Here is an 18,875-nt window from a genome sequence, read left to right on the forward strand (position 1 = left end):
GCATCGCCTTCAAGTCATGCAATCCGTTGCCCCCAAATCGGGGAAAACCGCCGGGGGATCCTCCCCAATCTGTTTCGATTGATCGTGCAAACCACTGATAAATAATAAAAATATCCTTCTGGCATACACCTTGCTCCACCCCTCCACAGAGTTCCCGTGCCCCGGAGGTGTAGCATGTCGACGCCACGCAAAGGCCCCCTTCTGTCATCACTCGTTCTGGCCCTGTTAGGCTGGGAAGCGACCAGCGAGGCGGCCGTACAGTGCCAGCGCACCTTGGTCGCCAACGTGGTGGCACTGGACCAGCCACTGATGTTCAACCGCCTTGGCGCACAAAACGCCAACGGCATGATGTTCGCCCTGCGCGAAGATGTGGTGGACGACAAACAGGTCCCCCTCAGCAAGGGTGGCGCCGCAGTGCCGGGCAAGGTCACCCTGCGCCCCGACAAGCGCCCGCGGCCGATTGTGCTGCGGGTAGCAGCCGGTGACTGCCTCACCGTCAACCTGACCAACCTGCTGGCTTACCAGGCCAACCCCAACAAGCACGGCATCGAGGCCGAAGAGCCCGAGGGTGAGGAGGAGGGGCCGGAGGTTGAAAACCAAGGCGGTGAAGGCGTTGTAGCCGACGAACAGGTCGCCGAGCGCATGGTCGGCTTCCAGGTCAACGGCATGCAGGCGGTCAACAGTATCGCCGACATCTCCGCCTATACCGGGCGCAACGGCAATTTCTTCACCAGCCCCGGCAGCACCCGCAGCTATACCTTGTATGCCGAGCGCGAAGGGGCATTTGCCGCCACCAGCAAGGCCGCCACGTTCGGCGGCGAAGGCACGGCAGGCAATGTTGCCAATGGCCTGTTCGGTCAGGTGGTGGTGGTACCCAAGTTGGGCCGCACCTACCGCAACACCCTCACCGAAGAAGAAATGCGCCTGGCCACGACCGGCCGCACTGCCACCGGCCAGCCAGTGATCGACTATGAAGCCCGCTACCCCCAGGCAGAGCCTTGGATCACCGAGGGCAAGGCTGGCAAACCGATCATTGCCATGGTTAATGGCAACGAGATCATCAACAGCGAAACCGATGCCATCGTCATGGGCCCCAACCCTGACGGCAGCTTCCCCAAGTCGACCTACCCACTGGAAAGCATCGGCAAGCGCAACCCGGCGTTGCCCAACCGGCTGGAGGCGTTCCGTGATTTCGCCTCGCAGTTCGCCGACGAGGTCGCCGGTACCCAGGCGTTCCCCGGCTACTGGGCTGACCCGGTAATGGGCCATGTGCTGGAGCCGACACGCGATTCATTCATGATCAACTACGGTTCCGGTGGCATGGGTGCCGAAGTGGTTGCCAACCGCCTGGGGGTAGGCCCGATGCACGACTGCCTGTCGTGCGCTTACGAAGAGTTCTTCCTGAGCGCTCACACCGTCGGTGACATCGGCACCCTGGTGGATGTGCCGGCCAACGTCGGCCTGGAGCACATCCGCCCGGGTGAAGTCCCCCCGGCCAGCGCTGTCGGGGTCAAGGCCAGCATGGCCCTTTATCCCTCAGAGCCGGCCAACGTGCACCATAGCTATATCGGTGACTTCACCAAGTTCCGCAACACCCACAACGGCCACGAACAGCACATCTTCCACTTGCATGGCCACCAGTGGCTATTCAACCCCAATGACGACAATTCCGACTATATCGATGCCCAGGGTATCGGCGCTGGCGTCGGCTACACCTACGAAATCGCCAATGGCGGATCGGGGAACCGCAACCGGGTGGCCGGTGATGCCATCTACCATTGCCACTTCTACCCGCACTTCGCCCAAGGCATGTGGGCCATGTGGCGCGTACACGACGTGTTCGAAGAAGGCACCCGCCTTGAGGTGAGCGGGCAGGGCGAGAACGGCTTCCACAGCACGCCGTTCGCCCTGCGCAGCGGCAAGCCGGCCGTGGGGGCCCGTGCGCTGCCAGACGGCGAGATCATCGCCGGCACGCCGATTCCGGCCATCGTACCGTTGCCCGGCAAGGCCATGGCACCGATGCCCGGCAAGGTCGTGGTCGTGCCGAAGCTCTCTGAAGCGCTGGTTGCCGCCACCGAGGATGACGACACCGAAGAAGAGGGCGATGACGACCACGCCAGCCAGGGGGCTGTACGCAAGGCCGTGGGCTCGCTGGCGCTGGTCGACCGCACCGAGGCCAACCGCAACGCCGACGGCACCCTGAAAAACCCAGGCTACCCGTTCTGGATCGGCGGCATTGAAAGCAGCGTCGGCAACCGCCCGCCGACCCCGCCGCTGGACATGCTCGACCCAGCCCTGGCCCGGCAGTTGAAAGACAGCGGCAAAGCCCTGTGGGCCAACCTGGATGCGAACCAGGTCGATGGCTGGAACGGCGGCCTTGGCCGCCATGCACTGGACGGTGTATCCGCCGGTGGCGAAGCGCAAACCACCACCACCAAGCTGGACTTCACCAAGGTCGTGCACAAGGCCAAAGCCATCTATCTGCCAGAAGAGGGCACCGATGTCGAACAGGCGGCCATGCAATTCCACGCCATGGCCGAGCACCCCAGCTATGCCCTGATCCCTGGTAGCCAGCCGGTGCCCAAGGCGTTTCGCACCAATGGCGCCTTGCCGACTGCCGGCGCGCCGTTCTACGAACCGTGCATGGATGACCGCGGCAAGCGCCTCACTCAATCCTCCGGTGCGGGTGAGTTCGTTAGCGGCGAGAGCCTGACCGGCGTCAACTTCCGTGGCGCTTCCGCCTTTACCGCCGACCGTCCACGTATCTACAAAGGTGCCAACATCCAGTTCGATGCGGTGTACAACAAGGTCGGCTACCACTTCCCGCAGGCTCGCATCATCGCTCTGTGGGAAGACGCCTGGCCAGTGATCACCAAGCAGCGCCCGCCAGAGCCACTGGTGATGCGCATGAACACCTTCGACTGCACCATGTACCAGCACACCAACCTGATCCCGAACATCTACGAGATGGACGACTACCAGGTGCGCACCCCGACCGATGTGATCGGCCAGCACATCCACTTGCCGAAGTGGGACCTGACCGCTGCCGACGGCTCGGCCAATGGCTGGAACTATGAAGACGGCATTCTTTCGCCCGGCAGCGTGGTCGAGCGGGTGCAGGCTATTCGTGCATACAACGGCTGCACCGAGGGCGATAGCCGCGACGATACCGCTGCCTGTCCGAAAGCCAGACAGCATCCGTACTTCGGCCGCTTCGGCCGGGCTGACTGGCTGGGCGCACGCACGGCCATGCAGCGCTGGTTCGCAGACCCGCTGGTGAACGTGCATAACATCGACCGTGGCCTGGGCACCATCTTCACACACGACCACCTTGGCCCATCGACGCACCAGCAACTGGGCCTGTATGCCACCGTGCTGGCCGAACCGGCCGGGTCCACCTGGTATCACGCCGAAACCGGCGAGCAGCTGTACAACCCGGCCACCCGCCAGGACGGAGGCCCGACGTCATGGCAGGCGGTAATCCAGACTGGCGACCACGATGGCGATGGCAAGAACGACAGCTACCGAGAGTTCTTCCTGGAATACAGCGACTTCCAGCATGCCTATGAAGCCGGGGTTTACGTAGGCGCAGGGCCGGACGGCGTGCCCAGTGCCCAGTCGTACCCGGCCACCGCCGACAGCTTCCGCTACGCAATCAACCCGCCAGTGCGCGGCAAGGCATCGAACCTGCTGGAGGCCATTGTCGAGGAACGTGGCGGTATCAACCCTGGCTGCCCAAGCCGGCCATGTCCGCAGGCGATCTCGGTGGATGACCCTGGCATGTTCGTCGTCAACTATCGCAACGAGCCGCTGGCCCTGCGCGTGTTCGACCCGAACAAGGTTGGCCCGGACGGCAAGCGTGGCATGCAGGCCGACGGCCTGGCCGGCGACCTCAGCTATGCCATGCAAACCCGCACCGACCGCGCCATCCCGGCGATGAACCTGTCACCCTCGGCGATAACTTCGGCCGTGGGTCCTACCGGCGGCACCACGCTGTTCCCGCCGCACATCAACAAGGCTGGCGCCGAGCCGGGCGACCCATTCACCCCGCTGCTGCGCACCTACTCCGGTGACAACGTGCGCCTGCGGATGCACGCCGGTGGCCATGAGGAGGAGCACAACGTCACCCTGCATGGCGTGAAGTGGCTGCAGAACGGCACAGGTTTCGGTAATAGCTCAAACTCGGGCTGGAAGTCGTCGCAGATGATTGGTATCTCCGAGCAGATGGGCTTTATGGCACCGGTGTCGATGATCTCCAGTTCCGCCGCCACCAACGGCGACTATCTGTACTCGCTGGACGCCGCCCTGGAAGGCTACTGGAACGGTATCTGGGGCATCATGCGCAACTACACCGCGCAGCGTCCCGACCTGTTCCCGCTGCCCAACAACCCGCAACCGGTGGCCATGCGCAACACCGTGAACTTTGACGGCATCTGCCCGAAAACCACGGCCAACCCCAACGGCATCGGCACCCGCACCACGGTCAAGCGCAACTACGAGATCGTTGCGGCGCTGGCCAATGACATTCTCGAAAACCGTAATGGCGTCAGCATCAATGACGTGGAGGGTATCGGCCAACATGTCGGTGGCGCGCTCAAGGCCAACGGCGGCACCTTGGTGTTCAATAGCCGTAGAACCGCCATCCCGCTGGTGAGTGGTATAGACCCCGAAGATGGGGAGCCCTTCACCATCGGTGGTCACAGTGCACCGCTGCATGACCCGACCGCGATCCTGTACGTGCGCAAGGCTGACCTCGACGCCACCACCGGCAAGCTCAAGGCGGGTGTGCCGGTAGAGCCTCTGGTGCTGCGCGCCAACGCCGGCGACTGCATCAGCATCACCCTGGAGAACCGCCTGCCGCTGGTGATGCCAGACCTGCCGAGCACGGCAGTGATGCACAACGTGGTCAAGCGTGACCGCTTCGACAGCGAAGGTGCCACAGCCTTTGCCAACAACCTGATGCGGCCGTCGAGCCACGTGGGCCTGCATGCGCAGTTGCTGGCTTACGACATCACCAAGTCCGACGGCGCCAACATAGGCCTGAACCCGGTGCAGACCGTACCGCCACGTGCTGGCACCAGTGGCGCCTACCCGACCAAGGTGTACCAGTACTACGCCGGCCACCTGGAGCGTGAAGGCAAACCCGTGTCGCAGCTAGGCCGCACAGTGGACAACATCAACACGACTGCCATCGAGTTCGGCGGCCTCAACCTGACCCCGTCAGACTTCATCAAACAGCCGCAGAAAGGCCTGGTGGGTGCCATGAGCATTCTGCCGCAAACCGCCACCTGGACCGAGGACGCCGCTTCACGTGCCCAGGCCACGGTGAAGGTCAGCGGCCAGCCGGACTACCGCGACTTCGTCACCGTGTGGCAGCGCGCACTGAACATGCGCTGGGCCGATGGTCGTCCGGTAGAAGGCATCAATACCGAAGGCAACGGTGCTGCCGGTGACCCGCAAGACAACGGCAACATGGCGGTCAACTACAAGACCGAACCCTTGTGGCTGCGCTTCGGCATGGCGCCCGATTCGCCGTTCGGCCGTGCCAATGGCCTGGGTTTTGGTGATGTACCCAACGCCCATATGGCCTACGCCAACGCCCTGGTGGGTGGCGACCCGCAGACCCCGGTGCTGTACGCCAAGCCTGGGCAACCGGTGCGCAACCATATCGTGATGCCCAGTGGCGGCAGCCGCGGCATGGTCTACCAGCTGGACGGGCACCTGTGGCCATTGCACAACTACCAGGCCGAGAAAAGTGACCTGGACGGCTACCCGATGAGCCTGCCAGGCATTGGTTCGGTGCGTTTCGGCTACAACCCGATGGCCATGTACATCGGCGCCCAGGAGAGCGTACTGCCGGCGGCGCACTTCAGCTTCATGCTGCCCAGTGCCGGCGGTGCCAACGCGGTGGCGGGTGACTACCTGTTCCGCGACTACGCCGCCTACGGCAACCTGTCCGGGTTGTGGGGGATTTTGCGGGTGACCAACGAAGCGCCGCCGGCAACGGCCCCGGCGCAGTGACAGAAGGGGAGCGCGAGCATGAACAAAAAGACTCGCCCTGCTTACTTGGGGGTATTGCTGGGAGTGGCGCTGATCGGCCTGGGCGTGGCGTATGAAAAGCTCTGGTGCGATCCGCGCGAGCTGTTGCAGGAACCTGCCGACCCGCAGGCCCTGCACCGGCTCAGCCGGGACGGCGTGACCGTGGAGTTCGAGGCCCGGCCGCTGGCCGGGGGCGAGTTGAAGGAAGGCGCCTTCGCCAACATCCGCTTCAAGGTCAGCGACCAGACCAGCGGCCAGCCGCTGTCGGGCATGGCGCCGGGGGCGTGGATCGACCCGGCGCAGTCGGCCCCGACAGGCGACCGCAGCCAAAGCTGCAAGGCGCGGGTCGCGCTGTTTCTCAAGAGCAGCATCGGCGCCCGACCGCTGCTCGACCTGAACAGCTACTTCCTGTTGATGCTGAACAACGACGCCAGCCTGACGGTGATCGATCCGACCGTTTCGGTGGGCGGCGTGACCAGCACCATGGCCCGCATCGACCTGCCCGGGCGGCCAATGGACTGGGTGGCCACTGCCGACGACAAGCAAGTGTTCGTGTCGATCCCCGAGCGCGGCAAGGTGGCGGTCATCGATACCGAAACCTTCACCCGCGTGGCCGACCTGGACGCCGGCGAGCAGCCGCTGCGCGTGGCGTTGCAACCCGACCAGCACCGGCTGTGGGTCGGCAACAACAGCAGTGACCCGGCCAAAGGTGGGGTGACGGTCATCGACGTGCCGGGGCGCACGCCTCTTAAAAGCTTCAACACCGGCACCGGGCATCACGAAATTGCCTTCAGCGCCGACTCGCGCTTTGCCTACGTCAGCAACCGCGACAGCGGTACCCTCAGCGTCATCGATATCCCGCAAATGCGCCTTGCCAAAACCATCAAGGTTGGCCCGCACCCGCTGTCGGTCAGCTACTCGGCGCTGTCCCAGGCCGTTTACGTGGTCGATGGCGAGGAAGGCAGCGTGCGGGTGTTCGATGCGCGCAGCCACCAGCTGCGCCACACGGTCAAGGCCGAGCAGGGCCTGGGGCCGATGCGTTTCAGCAGCGATGGCCGTTACGGTGTGGTGCTCAACACGCTTGAGAACCAGGCCCTGGTGATCGATGCCAGTACCGACAAGCTGATCCATCAGATTCCGGTGGCGGCCGAACCCTACCAACTGACCTTCACCAAGGCCTATGCCTATGTGCGCGGCCTGGCGTCCCCGAAAGTGACCATGATCAACCTGTCCAGCCTGGGCGAAGGGCGCTCGCCGATCGTTCAGGGCTTCGAGGCCGGCCCTGCAGCGCCGCGCCAGGCGGGTGACCTGCCATTGGCCCAGGGGTTGTCGGTGTCACGTGATGACAACTCGGTGTTCGTGGTCAACCCGGTGGACAACACCACCTACTTTTACGCCGAGGGCATGAATGCGCCGATGTCCGGTTACAACAACCGTGGTCATCAGGCCCGCGCCGCCATCGTCATCGACCGCAGCCTGCGCGAGGTGGCACCCGGGGTGTACGGCTCAACGGTAAAACTGCCCGCTGCCGGCAAATTTGACGTGGCTTTTCTGCTCAACCAGCCGCAGATCATCCACTGCTTCAGCGCCGATGTCGCCGAAGCGCCCAATGCCGGCAAGCGCAAGGGCGCGCACGCAGAGTTCATCGGCCTGGACCAACCGCTGCCGCAGCACAGCGCCATTACCGCTCGGGTACGCATCGTCGGTGATGACGGCCAACCGCGGCTGGGCCTCACTGACCTGAGCCTGCGCTACTTCCTGGCGCCGTCGTCCATGCCACGCAACCTGCCGTTGCTGGAGGTGGGGCAGGGTGTCTATCAGGCGGCCCTGACACTGCCCGAAGCCGGCGCCTGGTACCTGCATGTGCAGTCGCCATCGTTGGGACGCAAGTTTGCCGAAGAGAATTACACCAGCCTGCGCGTCCTGCCGGCCGCAGCGACCAACGCTTCCCGGACTGACATGAGGAGTGTGCGATGAACGCCAAGCATTCTTTCCAACTGCTGGCCCTGAGCCTGGCCCTTGCCAGCAACCTGGCCATGGCCCACGCCGGGCACGATCACAAAGGCCACGCCGAGCCGCCACCGGCGGCTCGCCAGGAAAAGACCAGTGTGCGCTTTGCCGACGTTTCCCTGCTGAACCAGGATGGCATGCCGGTACGCCTGGAGCAGGACCTGGTCAGTGACCACCTGGTGGTCATGGGCTTTATCTATACCAGCTGCACCACGGTGTGCCCGGTGGTGTCGTCGATCATGGGCAAGGTCCAGCAACAGCTGGGTGGCCGGGTAGGTGAGGAGATCAGCATGGTCTCGATCAGCGTCGACCCGCAGCGTGACGATGCCAAGCGCCTGCAGGATTACGCCAAGGCCTTCCAGAAGGGGCCGGGCTGGAGCTGGCTGACCGGCACCCCCTACGCCATCACCGAAACCCTCAAGGGCCTGGGCAGCTTCAGCGCCGACCTCAGCCAGCACCCGCCGCTGATCCTGGTGGGTGACGGGCGAAGCGGGCACTGGACGCGCTACTACGGCTTCACCGACCCAACGGTACTGATCGAAGAAATAAACCGTCTCAGCGCCCGTCGGGCGCACGCCAAAAGCACGGCCATTGCCGACCACCATGAGGTGCAACCATGAGCTCTGTAACCTCCCGCGGCGGCATGCGCGGTTTCGACTGGCTGGTGCTGGGCGGCTGCCTGTGGATTCTCGCTTCGGTGGCGTTCGCCCACGAAGGCCACGTGGAGCAGGCCCCCGAGCCGCAACCAGCCCCCCAGGCGATGACCAGTGGCGGCGGCACCCGCGATGCCCAGACCTGGTTCACCGATACCGTATTGAAGGACCAGAACGGCCGCGAGCTGCGTTTCTACAGTGATGTGCTCAAAGACAAGGTGGTGATGCTCAACGTGATCTTCACCCACTGCACCGACGCCTGCCCGTTGATCACCCGCAAGCTGCGCGAAGTGCGCCAGGCCATGGGGCCGCAACTGGCCAGCCAGGTGACCTTCGTGTCGATCAGCAGCGACCCGCTCAACGATACCCCGCAAGCACTCAAGGCGTTTGCCGAGAAACAGGGGGTGGATGGGCCGAACTGGTTGTTCCTGACCGGCGACAAAGCCAATGTCGACCTGGTGCTCGGCCGCATCGGCCAGTTCCTGCCCAGCCCAGAGCAGCATTCCACGCAGCTGATTGCCGGTGATGTGGCGGGCAAACGCTGGAGCAAGATCCGCCCGGATGCACCACCGGCAGCGATTGCCCAGCGCATGCAGTTACTGACCCAGCCTCTGGCAGGGCGGTGATTGCCATGCGCGCCTGGGCTCGCCGTGCCGGCCTCTTCGCGGGGCAAGCCCGCTCCCACAGTTTTTTCATAGACCTCAGGCGTGTACTGATCCTGTGGGAGCGGGCTTGCCCCGCGAAGAGGCCGGCATGAACACTGCAAAATTTATGGTGTTGCTCGTCAGTGTCAGCCTCTGCAGTTCAGCCCTGGCCTTTGATCTCACTGCCAACGAACAAGCCGGCAAACGCCTCTACCGCGAAGGGGTCTCCAGCAGCGATGCACAATTGCAGGCCCGGGTCGGCGCCAGCGACATCAGTGTGCCCGCCAGCGTGCTGCCCTGCGCCAGCTGCCACGGCAACGACGGCCGTGGCCGCGCCGAAGGCGGCGTGCGCCCACCCAACCTGGACTGGCAACGCCTGGCACAAGGCCAGGGCGCACGCGAAGCCAACGGCCGCAGCTACCCGGCTTATACCGACCGCAGCCTGGCCAGGGCCATCCAGCAGGGTGTAGACCCGGCTGGCAACCGCCTGGACCCGGCCATGCCACGCTTCGAACTGACCATGGCCGACCAGCGCAACCTTACCGCCTACCTCAAGCGCCTGGCCGAGGAGCGCGACCCCGGCATAGAGGAGGGCGTACTGCGCCTGGGCACCTTGCTGCCTGCCTCCGGGCCGCTGGCCGAGGTCGGGCTGGTGGTACGCGCGGTGCTGGAAGACGGGCTGGCGCAACTCAATCAGCAAGGCGGCATTCACGGGCGGCGTCTGCAACTGGTCGTGCTGGACCCGGGTGAAGACCCGGCCAGCGCCGAGCAAGCCTTGCAGCAGTTGCTGGAGCGCGAGCGCGTGTTCGCCCTGATTTCTCCCTTGGCACCGATGCTCGACCTGCGTTTGGCCTCCTTGCTGGCACCGCAGAATGTGCCCCTGATCGGCAGCACCCCGCGCAGTGGTGGCAGCGCACAGATATTCGACCCACTGCCTGGCCTGCCTACGCAACTGCTGAGCCTGGCTGGCCACGCCCGAGCAGCCTTGGGCCTGGCACCGGGCGATTTGCGCGTGGTGTACGCCGGCAACGAGCAGGCAGCCGCGGCCGAGCAGGTACGCGAGCGGCTGTTGCAGCAAGGCTGGGCGCCCCCCACCATTGAGGCCTTCGATGGCAAGGCCGTGGAGGGGCAGGGAATTGTATTCCTGGGCCGTGCCCAGGCATTTGCCGAACTGGCGACGGCATTGCAGGCAGCAGGCCGCAAGCCGTACCTGTTCGCCGCGTCCAGCCAAGTGGCCAGCGCCGTGGCGCGCTTGCCCGAACAATGGTCGCAACGGGTGTTTCTGGCCTATCCCTATGTACCCGAAGACTGGACCGAGCAAGGCCTGGCTACCCTCGCCGGGCTACAGCAGCGCCAAGGTCTGGACCCACGCCAGGCGTCGTTGCAGGTCAATACCCTGTGCGCGTTGCGCCTGCTGAGCGAAGCGCTCAAGCAGATCGGCCGTGATGCCAGTCGCGAGCAACTGATTGGCGCACTGGAAGGCCTGCACGATGTGTCTACCGGCCTGACCCCGGCGCTGGGCTTTGGCCCCGGTCGCCGCCAGGGCATGGCCGGTGCCCATGTGGTGGCGGTGGCCCTGCCCGGGCCGCACTTCACCGCAGTCACCCCGTACCGGCCGGTGCCGGACAGCCCTTGAGCGGAGGTTGCCATGCGTAGTGTGCTGCTGTGCCTGTTGCTGGTAATGGCCGGGCCGAGCTGGGCCGATGTACCGGCGGCTCGGGTCAATGGCGTGGAGATCGGGTTGACGCGCCTGGAACGCTATTTCAGTGAGTACCTGGACGCCCAGGGCCGCGCGGTGACAAGCATCCGCAACCCGGGCCTGTACAAGCGCCTGCGCGATCAGGCCCTGGACGAACTGATCGACAAGGAGCTGCTGTGGCAGGAGGCGCGGCGCCAAGGCATCGTCATCAGCGACGAGCAGGTGTCGGCGCATGTCGGCGAGGTAGAAGCCGCGTTCGGCAGCCCGGCCATTTTCGAACGGCGTCTGGCGCAGGCGGGCTTCGATAGGGCACAGTACAGTGAATACACCCGGCGAGACATGGCGGCCCGGCAGGTGTATGCCCAGCTCAGCGCAGTCGAAGCACCGAGCCAGGCTGAAGTGCAGGCGTTCTATGATGCCAACCAGGAAAGACTGCAAGGAGCGCAGAACCAAAATGATAAGCCTTCAGTCATACGTGAACAGGGCCTGGCCTTGGCCAGGGCTGCGCTTGTCGATCAGCGGCAGGCGCAAGCGCGCCAGTCTGTGCGCCAACGTTTGCGTGCTTCGGCTACAGTTGAGATCGCGGACTGAGGCCCCTTATAGCGTTTCCCCCAATGCTGGGGATTTACGGTTTGGCAATGTGCCATCATTTTCCCCGCTTGTGGGGAACTGGGCGGGTGCGGCTACCTGCTGCGTATCAGATGCTGGCCAGCACCCTCAGCGAATCAATGAGTTACAACGGCGCAACATGACTTTTCACGCCTGGCACGAAGCCTGCTCAAGCCTTTACAAGGGCGCACTTCGCAGACCGGGTAACCGGGCAGTTCTTGGGAGTCGACCTTGGTGAACAGAGTATTGGTAGTCGATGACGAACAGACTCTTGCGCAGAACCTGCAAGCGTACCTGCAGGCGCAAGGCCTGGAAGTTCATGTTGCCCACGACGGTGCCAGTGGTATCGAGCAGGCTGAACGCCTGGTCCCACAAGTCATCGTGCTGGATTACCGCTTGCCCGACATGGAAGGTTTTCAGGTTCTGGAGGCTGTACGCAAGAACAGGCAGTGCCACTTCATGCTGATTACCGCCCACCCCACCGTCGAGGTGCGTGAGCGAGCCGCCGAGCTGGGTGTGAGCCATGTCCTGTTCAAGCCGTTTCCACTGGTGGAACTGGCCCGTGCGATCTTCGACCTGATGGGCATCGAGCGCCGGCGCAGGGCCACGGACAACCCGGCTGACGGGTTCGTCGAACGACGCCAGAACAGGAACGAATCGTTCCCCCTGCAGTTGTACGATGGAAGCTGGGTGTTGGCTGAGCGCCGGTGTAATGGCGGCAAGCCCCCGAGGCCCGACGACGATCAACTGCTCACAGGGGAATAGCGGCGCCCGCATCCCTGGCTGAGCCAGCCTGCGACGCGCCCCCTGAGCGGAGTCGCAGGCCATGCCAGAAGCATTCGATGCAACAGTCTCAGCCTACCCCCGCGACCTGCTGGCCCAGGCCCGCCTGCAAGCCAGCGACGAGCGCTTGCTCAGCTGCCTCGAGCGCCTTGCCTGCGACAGCCCCGACACCTTCATCCAGCGCCTGGGCCTGACCCTGCACTACCCGGTACTGGCCAGCCACACCTTGCTGGCCAGCAGCCCGCGCTTTGACAAGGTCAGCCTCGCCGCGTGCCTGAAGCGCGAATTCGTGTTGATCGAGCAGGGCGGCCAGCTGTTGGGCGTTTTCGCCGACCCCTTCGACCCCGCCCGCCTGGCCTGGATCGACGATGTGCTGCAAGGTGCGCCGTTATACTTGGCGCACCCCGCCGAACTGGCCACGTTCCTGGCCCGCCATGAAGAAAGCTTCCACGCCGTGGACGCCCTTGACCATGACGCCGAGGCCAGCAGCGAAGGCGACCCGCTGCAGCGCCTGTCGCTGGCCAGCATCAGCGAAGACCAGAGCCGCGTGGTCAAGCTGGTCAACGCCACCCTGTACGACGCCCTCAAGCTGCACGCCAGCGACATCCACCTGGGCATGACCGGCCAGGGCCTGACCATCAAGTACCGCATCGACGGTGTGCTAAACGGCGCTGGCAAAGCCAGTGGCAGTGCCTTTGCCGACCAGGTCATCTCGCGCATCAAGGTCATGGCCGAACTGGACATCGGCGAAAAACGCGTGCCCCAGGACGGCCGCTTCAAGGTTGCCGTGGGCGACCGGCAGATCGACTTCCGTGTATCGATCATGCCTAGCATCTTTGGTGAAGATGCCGTACTGCGGGTGCTCGACAAGCAGGACTTGTCCGACCGGGTCAGTGGCGTGCAGTTGCAAGCCCTGGGCTTTGCCGACGAAACCCTGCGCGCCCTGCGCCGGCTGGCCGCTGAACCTTACGGCATGATCCTGGTGACCGGCCCCACCGGCAGCGGCAAGACCACCACCCTGTACGCCATGATCAGCGAGATCAACCATGGCGTAGACAAGATCATCACCATCGAAGACCCGGTCGAGTACCAGCTGCCCGGCGTGTTGCAGATCCCGGTCAACGAGAAGAAGGGCCTGACCTTCGCCCGCGGCTTGCGCTCGATCTTGCGTCACGACCCGGACAAGATCCTGGTCGGTGAGATCCGCGACCCGGACACCGCGCAAATTGCTGTGCAGTCGGCGCTGACCGGCCACCTGGTGTTCACTACCATCCACGCCAACAACGTGTTCGACGTGATTGGCCGCTTCAGCCAGATGCAGGTCGACCCCTACAGCTTCGTCTCCGCATTGAACGCAGTGTTGGCCCAGCGCCTGATCCGCCTGGCTTGCCCGCATTGCTCCAGCCCCTGCGAAGTGGATGACGACACCCTGTATGGCTCGGGCCTGAGCCGTGAAGGCGTGGCCGGCTGGAGGTTCGTTCGCGTGCAGGGTTGCGGCCAGTGCCGTGGCAGTGGCTTTCGCGGCCGCAGCGCGATCGCGGAACTGCTGCACCTGGATGACGACTTGCGGCAAATGATTGTCGAGCGCCGCCCCCTGTCGCAAATCAAGACACTCGCCTGCCAGCGCGGCCTGCGCCTGCTGCGGGCCTCGGCCCTGGACCTGGTCCGCGACGGCCGCACCACCCTTGAGGAGATCAACCGTGTCACATTCATCTGATCGTTTCTGCGCTGTTTTGGGCGCCGAGGGTGTCGGCTTGGGTTGCTGGCACAAACACCAACACCAGTGGCTGGGCACCCGCGGGTTCAGTTGCGATGGCGCCCAGCCCGCCTGGGAACCCGCCGTCGACGCGCTGGCCGGTCTGTTGGCCGAGCACGCCGTACGTGGCGCCCAGTTGCGGGTGCTGCTGTCGGCCCGCTACAGCCGCTTCTGCCTGGTGCCATGGAGTGATGCCATCGGCCACCCGCGCGAGCTGGACGCCTACGCCCGGGCCTGCTTCGAAAACCTCTACGGCCAGCCGCTGGACGACTGGCGCATCGTGCTGTCGCCCGAGCCTGCCGGCGCCGCCCGCATCGCTACAGCGCTGCCCGACGCACTGCTGCAACGGTTGCAGGCGCTGGGCCGGGAAAGCCGCCTGAGCCTGCGCTCGGTGCAACCGTACCTGATGGCCGCCTACAACCGCTGCTCGCCACAGCTGCAGCAGGGCGACTTCCTGTTCGTGCTGGCCGAGCCGCGCCGCAGCGTGCTGTTGCTGGCTGCCGGCGGCGCCTGGCAGCAAGTGCTGACGCAAGGTTGCGCCGACAGCGACCAGGCCCTGCAAGCACTGATCGAGCGCACCTGCGAGCTGTATGGCGAGCACCTGCCACGGGTGTACCTGCATGCCCCGGGCCGGGGCGACGTGCCGCAACTGGCGGCGGTGCAGCTGTGCCAGCCGGCCAGCGAAGCCGACCCCCTGTGCGCCATGTGGCGGGCGGTGGCCTGACATGCGCCGCCTTGAACTGGACTTCCAGCCCCGGCGCAGCGGCCCGCTGGCCTGGTCGCTGCTGGCCCTGGGCTGCGCCATGGTCGCCGGCCTGGTGCTGCTGCAACAGCAATTGCAGGCCGAGCAGGCAGACCTTGAGGCCAGCGTGCACAGCCTGGAGCTGCAACTGGGCCGCCGCCCGGCTACCACTGCCCCGCTAAGTACCGCTGCCAGCCGTGAGCAGACCGAGCGATTGGCACAGATGCGCAGTGTGTCGCAACAACTGCAACGCCCATGGCAGCAGCTGTTCGCCATGCTCGAAGCCTTGCCGCAAGACGATGTCGCGCTGCTTGGCCTGACCCCGGACGCGCGTAAAGGCCAGGTTCGCATCGCCGCTGAAGCACGCAACCTCGAGGCGATGCTGCAGTACCACCAGCGGCTGGAAGCCAGCGACGAGCTCAGCGATGTATCGCTGCTGAACCACGAGGTGTTGGCCGCGCAGCCTGAGCACCCGGTGCGCTTCACCCTCACTGCGACCTGGGAGACCGGCCATGCCCGCCCTTGAATCACTGAACAGCCTTATCCTTCAGGAACGCCTCCACCGCATCGGCCCGGTTGGCCTGGCTGCCGCCGCCGTGGGCCTGCTGGTGGTGGGCGTGGTGTGCGCCGGGGTGCTGCCGCAGTGGCAAAGCGTGCGCGAACTGCGCGCCACCGAAGCGGACGCCAGCGTCCAGGTCGAGCGGGTCAAGCGTGGCGAGGTGAAGATCGCCGTCAAGCCCGAGCAGCAAGCCCTCGACAGCCTTCGCCAGCAACTGCCGGGGCAGCCCCAGGCCAGCGAGCTGATCGAGCGCCTGTACCACCTGGCCAGCGCCGAGCACATCAGCCTGGCGCGCGGTGAGTACGCCCTGGGCATTGATCCCAAGACCCAGCTGGCGCGCTACCAGATCGTGCTGCCGGTGCGCGGCAGCTACCCGCAGATTCGCGGCTTTCTCAAAAGCCTGCTGAAGCAGCTGCCGACCGTGGTGCTGGAAGACCTTGAGCTGCAACGCAAACGCATCGGCGACAGCGAGCTGAATGCCCGCCTGCGCATGACCCTTTACCTGTCGAGGTCATGATGAACACACAACGTGCAGTGATCTGGGCCAGCTTTCTTGGCGTGAGCGCAGCCATCGCCTGGGCACCCGGGCACTGGTTCGGCCAGGAAGACAGCGTTGCGACCTTCGCGGGCAAGTCGGATCGCCGCGCCGCCGCTCCCACAGGCGTTGTGGGCAACGCCGAACCTGTGGCAGCGGCTTTAGCCGCGAAAGGGCCGGAACAGGCCTCCAGAGATCTGTTCCCAACCCAGCAATGGAGCAAACCCCAAGCCCTGGCCACCGTCACCGAACAACCCGTGGCTGTCGCGCCCATCGTGGCCGCAGCGCCGACCGCGCCGGCGCTACCGTTCCAGTTCATCGGCCGCATGGGTAACAACGACGATCTGCAGATCTTTCTGCAGAGCGGCGAAAAACTCTACGTCGTGCGCCAGGGCGACGTCATCGAAGACACCTATCGCCTCGATCGGGTATCGGCCAGTGAGCTGAACCTGGTCTACCTGCCTTTGCACCAGTCACAGACCTTGTCTGTCGGGAGCGCACCATGAAGTCGTCAAAGCTGTGCAAGCCTGCTCCGTTCCTGCTTTTGGCGTTGTGCGTGGCCATTGCCGGCTGCGGCTCCAGCGCGGTACGCAATGACAGCGACCAGTTGATGAAGGAGGGCCAGTACGAAGCTGGCATTGCCCGGCTGGAAGAGGCCCTGCGCGATGACCCGCGTGACACCGAGCTGAACATCGCCCTGGCCCACAGCCGCCAGGCCGCCGTGGAGGCACTGCTGACCCAGGCCGATGCCGACCGCATCCGCCATGACTTTGCCAACGCCCGCATGGGCTATGGCCGGGTGCTGACCCTGGAGCCGAACAACCGCCGTGCCCAGGAAGGTACGCGCCAGCTGGAGCTGATCCGAACCCTGGACGAGCGCGTGGCCCTGGGCCAGGCAGCATTGCGCCAGGGCGACCTGTTCGGCGCCGAGCGCTACATGCGCGAAGTGCTGCGCCTGGACCCGCAAAACCAGAAGGGCATTGCCCTGCGCAGCGACATCGAGAACGTCCAGGCGCGCACCGCGCAGCCCTTTCCGCAGCTGCGCAGCAAGCTGGATCGGCCGGTTACCCTGGAATTTCGCGATGCCAACCTGAAGACCATTTTCGAAGTGCTGTCCCAGGTTGCCGGCATCAATTTCATCTTCGACAAAGACCTGCGCCCGGACATGAAGGCCACCATCTTCGTGCGTGAAGTGCGTATCGAGGACGCGGTGGCGCTGCTGCTGGAGCAAAACCAGTTGCGCCAGAAGATCGTCAATGACAACACCCTGATGGTCTACCCCGACTCGCCGCAGAAGACCAAGGACTACCAGGAACTGGTCATGCGCACCTTCTACCTCACCAGCATCGACGCCAACACCGCGCTGAACATGGTCAAGACCATGCTCAAGACCCGCGACGTGTTCGTGGACGAGCGCCTCAACACCCTGACCATGCGCGACACCCCCGATGCCGTGCGCATGGCCGAGAAGCTGCTGCAGTCGCAGGACCAGTCCAACCCCGAGGTGGTACTGGAGGTGGAGGTGATGGAAGTGGCTACCTCGCGCATCCTCGACCTTGGCCTGCAGTGGCCCAACACCTTCGGCGTGCTGACGTCCGACGGCAAGTCGGTGAGCGTGCTCGACCAGCTGCGCGGCATCGATTCCAGCCGCATCAGCATCTCGCCGGCCCCACAGGCCAAGATCAACGCCCAGGACAAGGACATCAATACCCTGGCCAGCCCGGTGATCCGCGTCAGCAACCGTGAGCAGGCACGCATTCACATCGGCCAGCGCGTGCCGATCATCAGCGCCACGTCGGTGCCGTCCACCCAGGGCCCGGTGATTACCGAAAGTGTCACCTACCTGGACGTGGGCCTGAAGCTTGAAGTGCAGCCCACCGTGCACCTGAACAACGAAGTGGCGATCAAGGTGGCCCTGGAAGTCAGCAACGCCACCCCGCTGGAGGCTACCCGCCAGGGCACCATCCCGGTCCAGGTCGATACCCGCAACGCCCAGACCACCCTGCGCCTGCACGATGGCGAAACCCAGGTATTGGCGGGCCTCGTGCGCAACGACCACAACGCCAGCGGCAACAAGATCCCGGGGCTGGGAGATATCCCCGGCCTGGGCCGGCTGTTCGGCAGCAACAAGGACGACATGAGCAAGTCTGAGCTGGTGCTGGCGATCACCCCGCGCATCGTGCGCAACCTGCCGTACCAGAGCCCGTCGGACATGGAGTTTTCCACCGGTACCGAGTCGGCCATGCAGGTGCGCCAGATGGCACCGCTACCGCCGATGGAGGTGCCCGGCAATGCGCCGGCCACCGACGCGCCCGTGGTCGACAGCCAGATGGCGGTCGCCCCGGTCAACGGCAGCCCACGGCCATGAAAGCGCGCCGCCACCTGCAGGGTTTCAGCCTGATCGAAGTGGTGCTGACCCTGGCACTGCTCGGGCTGCTGGCCAGCATGGCCGCGCCGTTGACCGAAACCGTGGTCCGCCGTGGCAAGGAGCAGCAACTGCGCGAGGCGCTGTACCAGATACGCGATGCCATCGATGCCTACAAGCGGGCGTTCGATGCTGGCTACATCGAAAAGCGCCTGGACGCCAGTGGCTATCCGCCGAACCTGCAGGTACTGGTGGACGGTGTGCGCGATGTGCGCAGTGCCAAGGGCGCCAAGTTCTACTTTCTGCGGCGCATCCCGCATGACCCGCTGCTGGCGGCCAAGGATGAAGACCAAGGCGGCTGGGGTCTGCGCGCCTACGACAGCAGCCCCGACAGCCCGCGTGAAGGCGAAGACGTGTTTGACGTGTATTCCAGGGCCCGCGGCAAAGGCCTCAACAACATTCCCTACGGGCAATGGTGACA

General features: G+C 64.8%; 14 protein-coding genes. All 14 read left to right on the forward strand.

All coding sequences use genetic code 11. The annotated features are described in order from the left end of the window. Window positions 1-174: 174 nt before the first annotated feature. The 14 genes from mnxG to LU684_RS00980 all read left to right on the forward strand — a co-directional run bounded on the left by mnxG (window position 175) and on the right by LU684_RS00980 (window position 18,873). On the forward strand, window positions 175-6,021 hold the full coding sequence (mnxG, locus tag LU684_RS00915; RefSeq protein ID WP_232894021.1) for a manganese-oxidizing multicopper oxidase MnxG: 5,847 nt from the start codon (window positions 175-177) through the stop codon (window positions 6,019-6,021). Between the two features lie 18 nt (window positions 6,022-6,039). Next, the gene (locus LU684_RS00920; RefSeq protein WP_016487354.1) at window positions 6,040-8,016 is read left to right on the forward strand and encodes a cytochrome D1 domain-containing protein; all 1,977 of its coding nucleotides are present in this window, start codon (window positions 6,040-6,042) and stop codon (window positions 8,014-8,016) included. Next, window positions 8,013-8,669, forward strand: a complete 657-nt coding sequence (locus LU684_RS00925; RefSeq protein WP_095115257.1) for an SCO family protein — start codon at window positions 8,013-8,015, stop codon at window positions 8,667-8,669. The genes LU684_RS00920 and LU684_RS00925 overlap by 4 nt, the downstream gene beginning before the upstream one ends. Beyond that, window positions 8,666-9,328: an SCO family protein gene (locus tag LU684_RS00930; RefSeq protein ID WP_060518133.1), complete on the forward strand. Its 663-nt coding sequence runs from the start codon at window positions 8,666-8,668 to the stop codon at window positions 9,326-9,328. The genes LU684_RS00925 and LU684_RS00930 overlap by 4 nt, the downstream gene beginning before the upstream one ends. 127 nt (window positions 9,329-9,455) lie before the next feature. Beyond that, entirely contained in the window at window positions 9,456-10,982 is a 1,527-nt protein-coding gene (locus tag LU684_RS00935) for an ABC transporter substrate-binding protein (protein ID WP_095115259.1), read from the forward strand. Window positions 10,983-10,994: 12 nt separating this feature from the next. Beyond that, window positions 10,995-11,636, forward strand: a complete 642-nt coding sequence (locus tag LU684_RS00940) for a SurA N-terminal domain-containing protein (RefSeq protein WP_232894022.1) — start codon at window positions 10,995-10,997, stop codon at window positions 11,634-11,636. Between the two features lie 249 nt (window positions 11,637-11,885). Continuing rightward, window positions 11,886-12,419, forward strand: coding sequence for a response regulator (locus LU684_RS00945; protein WP_016487349.1), 534 nt, complete (start codon window positions 11,886-11,888; stop codon window positions 12,417-12,419). 61 nt (window positions 12,420-12,480) lie between these two features. Next, window positions 12,481-14,154, forward strand: coding sequence for a GspE/PulE family protein (locus tag LU684_RS00950; RefSeq protein ID WP_060517950.1), 1,674 nt, complete (start codon window positions 12,481-12,483; stop codon window positions 14,152-14,154). After that, the gene (locus LU684_RS00955) at window positions 14,138-14,917 is read left to right on the forward strand and encodes a hypothetical protein (protein WP_070086652.1); all 780 of its coding nucleotides are present in this window, start codon (window positions 14,138-14,140) and stop codon (window positions 14,915-14,917) included. Before LU684_RS00950 ends, LU684_RS00955 begins: the two co-directional genes overlap by 17 nt. A 1-nt stretch (window position 14,918) precedes the next feature. Next, window positions 14,919-15,461 carry a hypothetical protein gene (locus LU684_RS00960; RefSeq protein WP_060517948.1) on the forward strand — a complete coding sequence of 181 codons (543 nt, stop codon included), beginning with the start codon at window positions 14,919-14,921 and terminating at the stop codon, window positions 15,459-15,461. Further along, window positions 15,448-16,011, forward strand: a complete 564-nt coding sequence (gene pilO, locus LU684_RS00965) for a type 4a pilus biogenesis protein PilO (protein ID WP_016487346.1) — start codon at window positions 15,448-15,450, stop codon at window positions 16,009-16,011. Before LU684_RS00960 ends, pilO begins: the two co-directional genes overlap by 14 nt. Continuing rightward, window positions 16,011-16,535: a hypothetical protein gene (locus LU684_RS00970; protein ID WP_023049216.1), complete on the forward strand. Its 525-nt coding sequence runs from the start codon at window positions 16,011-16,013 to the stop codon at window positions 16,533-16,535. The genes pilO and LU684_RS00970 overlap by 1 nt, the downstream gene beginning before the upstream one ends. Then, entirely contained in the window at window positions 16,532-18,397 is a 1,866-nt protein-coding gene (locus LU684_RS00975) for a secretin N-terminal domain-containing protein (RefSeq protein ID WP_023049215.1), read from the forward strand. Before LU684_RS00970 ends, LU684_RS00975 begins: the two co-directional genes overlap by 4 nt. Next, complete coding sequence (locus tag LU684_RS00980) at window positions 18,394-18,873, forward strand: type II secretion system protein (RefSeq protein ID WP_016487343.1); 480 nt, start codon at window positions 18,394-18,396, stop codon at window positions 18,871-18,873. The genes LU684_RS00975 and LU684_RS00980 overlap by 4 nt, the downstream gene beginning before the upstream one ends. Window positions 18,874-18,875 lie beyond the last annotated feature (2 nt).

It is taken from the genome of Pseudomonas sp. NMI542_15, assembly GCF_021283425.1.
In the GTDB taxonomy this organism is placed as follows: domain Bacteria; phylum Pseudomonadota; class Gammaproteobacteria; order Pseudomonadales; family Pseudomonadaceae; genus Aquipseudomonas; species Aquipseudomonas fortuita.

Coding starts and splice junctions, on each gene's coding strand:
- LU684_RS00960 (WP_060517948.1), top strand. CDS start 14,919: ATGCGCCGCCTTGAACTGGACTTCCAGCCCCGGCGCAGCGGCCCGCTG.
- LU684_RS00935 (WP_095115259.1), top strand. CDS start 9,456: ATGAACACTGCAAAATTTATGGTGTTGCTCGTCAGTGTCAGCCTCTGC.
- LU684_RS00940 (WP_232894022.1), top strand. CDS start 10,995: ATGCGTAGTGTGCTGCTGTGCCTGTTGCTGGTAATGGCCGGGCCGAGC.
- LU684_RS00975 (WP_023049215.1), top strand. CDS start 16,532: ATGAAGTCGTCAAAGCTGTGCAAGCCTGCTCCGTTCCTGCTTTTGGCG.
- LU684_RS00920 (WP_016487354.1), top strand. CDS start 6,040: ATGAACAAAAAGACTCGCCCTGCTTACTTGGGGGTATTGCTGGGAGTG.
- LU684_RS00925 (WP_095115257.1), top strand. CDS start 8,013: ATGAACGCCAAGCATTCTTTCCAACTGCTGGCCCTGAGCCTGGCCCTT.
- LU684_RS00930 (WP_060518133.1), top strand. CDS start 8,666: ATGAGCTCTGTAACCTCCCGCGGCGGCATGCGCGGTTTCGACTGGCTG.
- LU684_RS00950 (WP_060517950.1), top strand. CDS start 12,481: ATGCCAGAAGCATTCGATGCAACAGTCTCAGCCTACCCCCGCGACCTG.
- mnxG (WP_232894021.1), top strand. CDS start 175: ATGTCGACGCCACGCAAAGGCCCCCTTCTGTCATCACTCGTTCTGGCC.
- LU684_RS00980 (WP_016487343.1), top strand. CDS start 18,394: ATGAAAGCGCGCCGCCACCTGCAGGGTTTCAGCCTGATCGAAGTGGTG.
- LU684_RS00970 (WP_023049216.1), top strand. CDS start 16,011: ATGAACACACAACGTGCAGTGATCTGGGCCAGCTTTCTTGGCGTGAGC.
- pilO (WP_016487346.1), top strand. CDS start 15,448: ATGCCCGCCCTTGAATCACTGAACAGCCTTATCCTTCAGGAACGCCTC.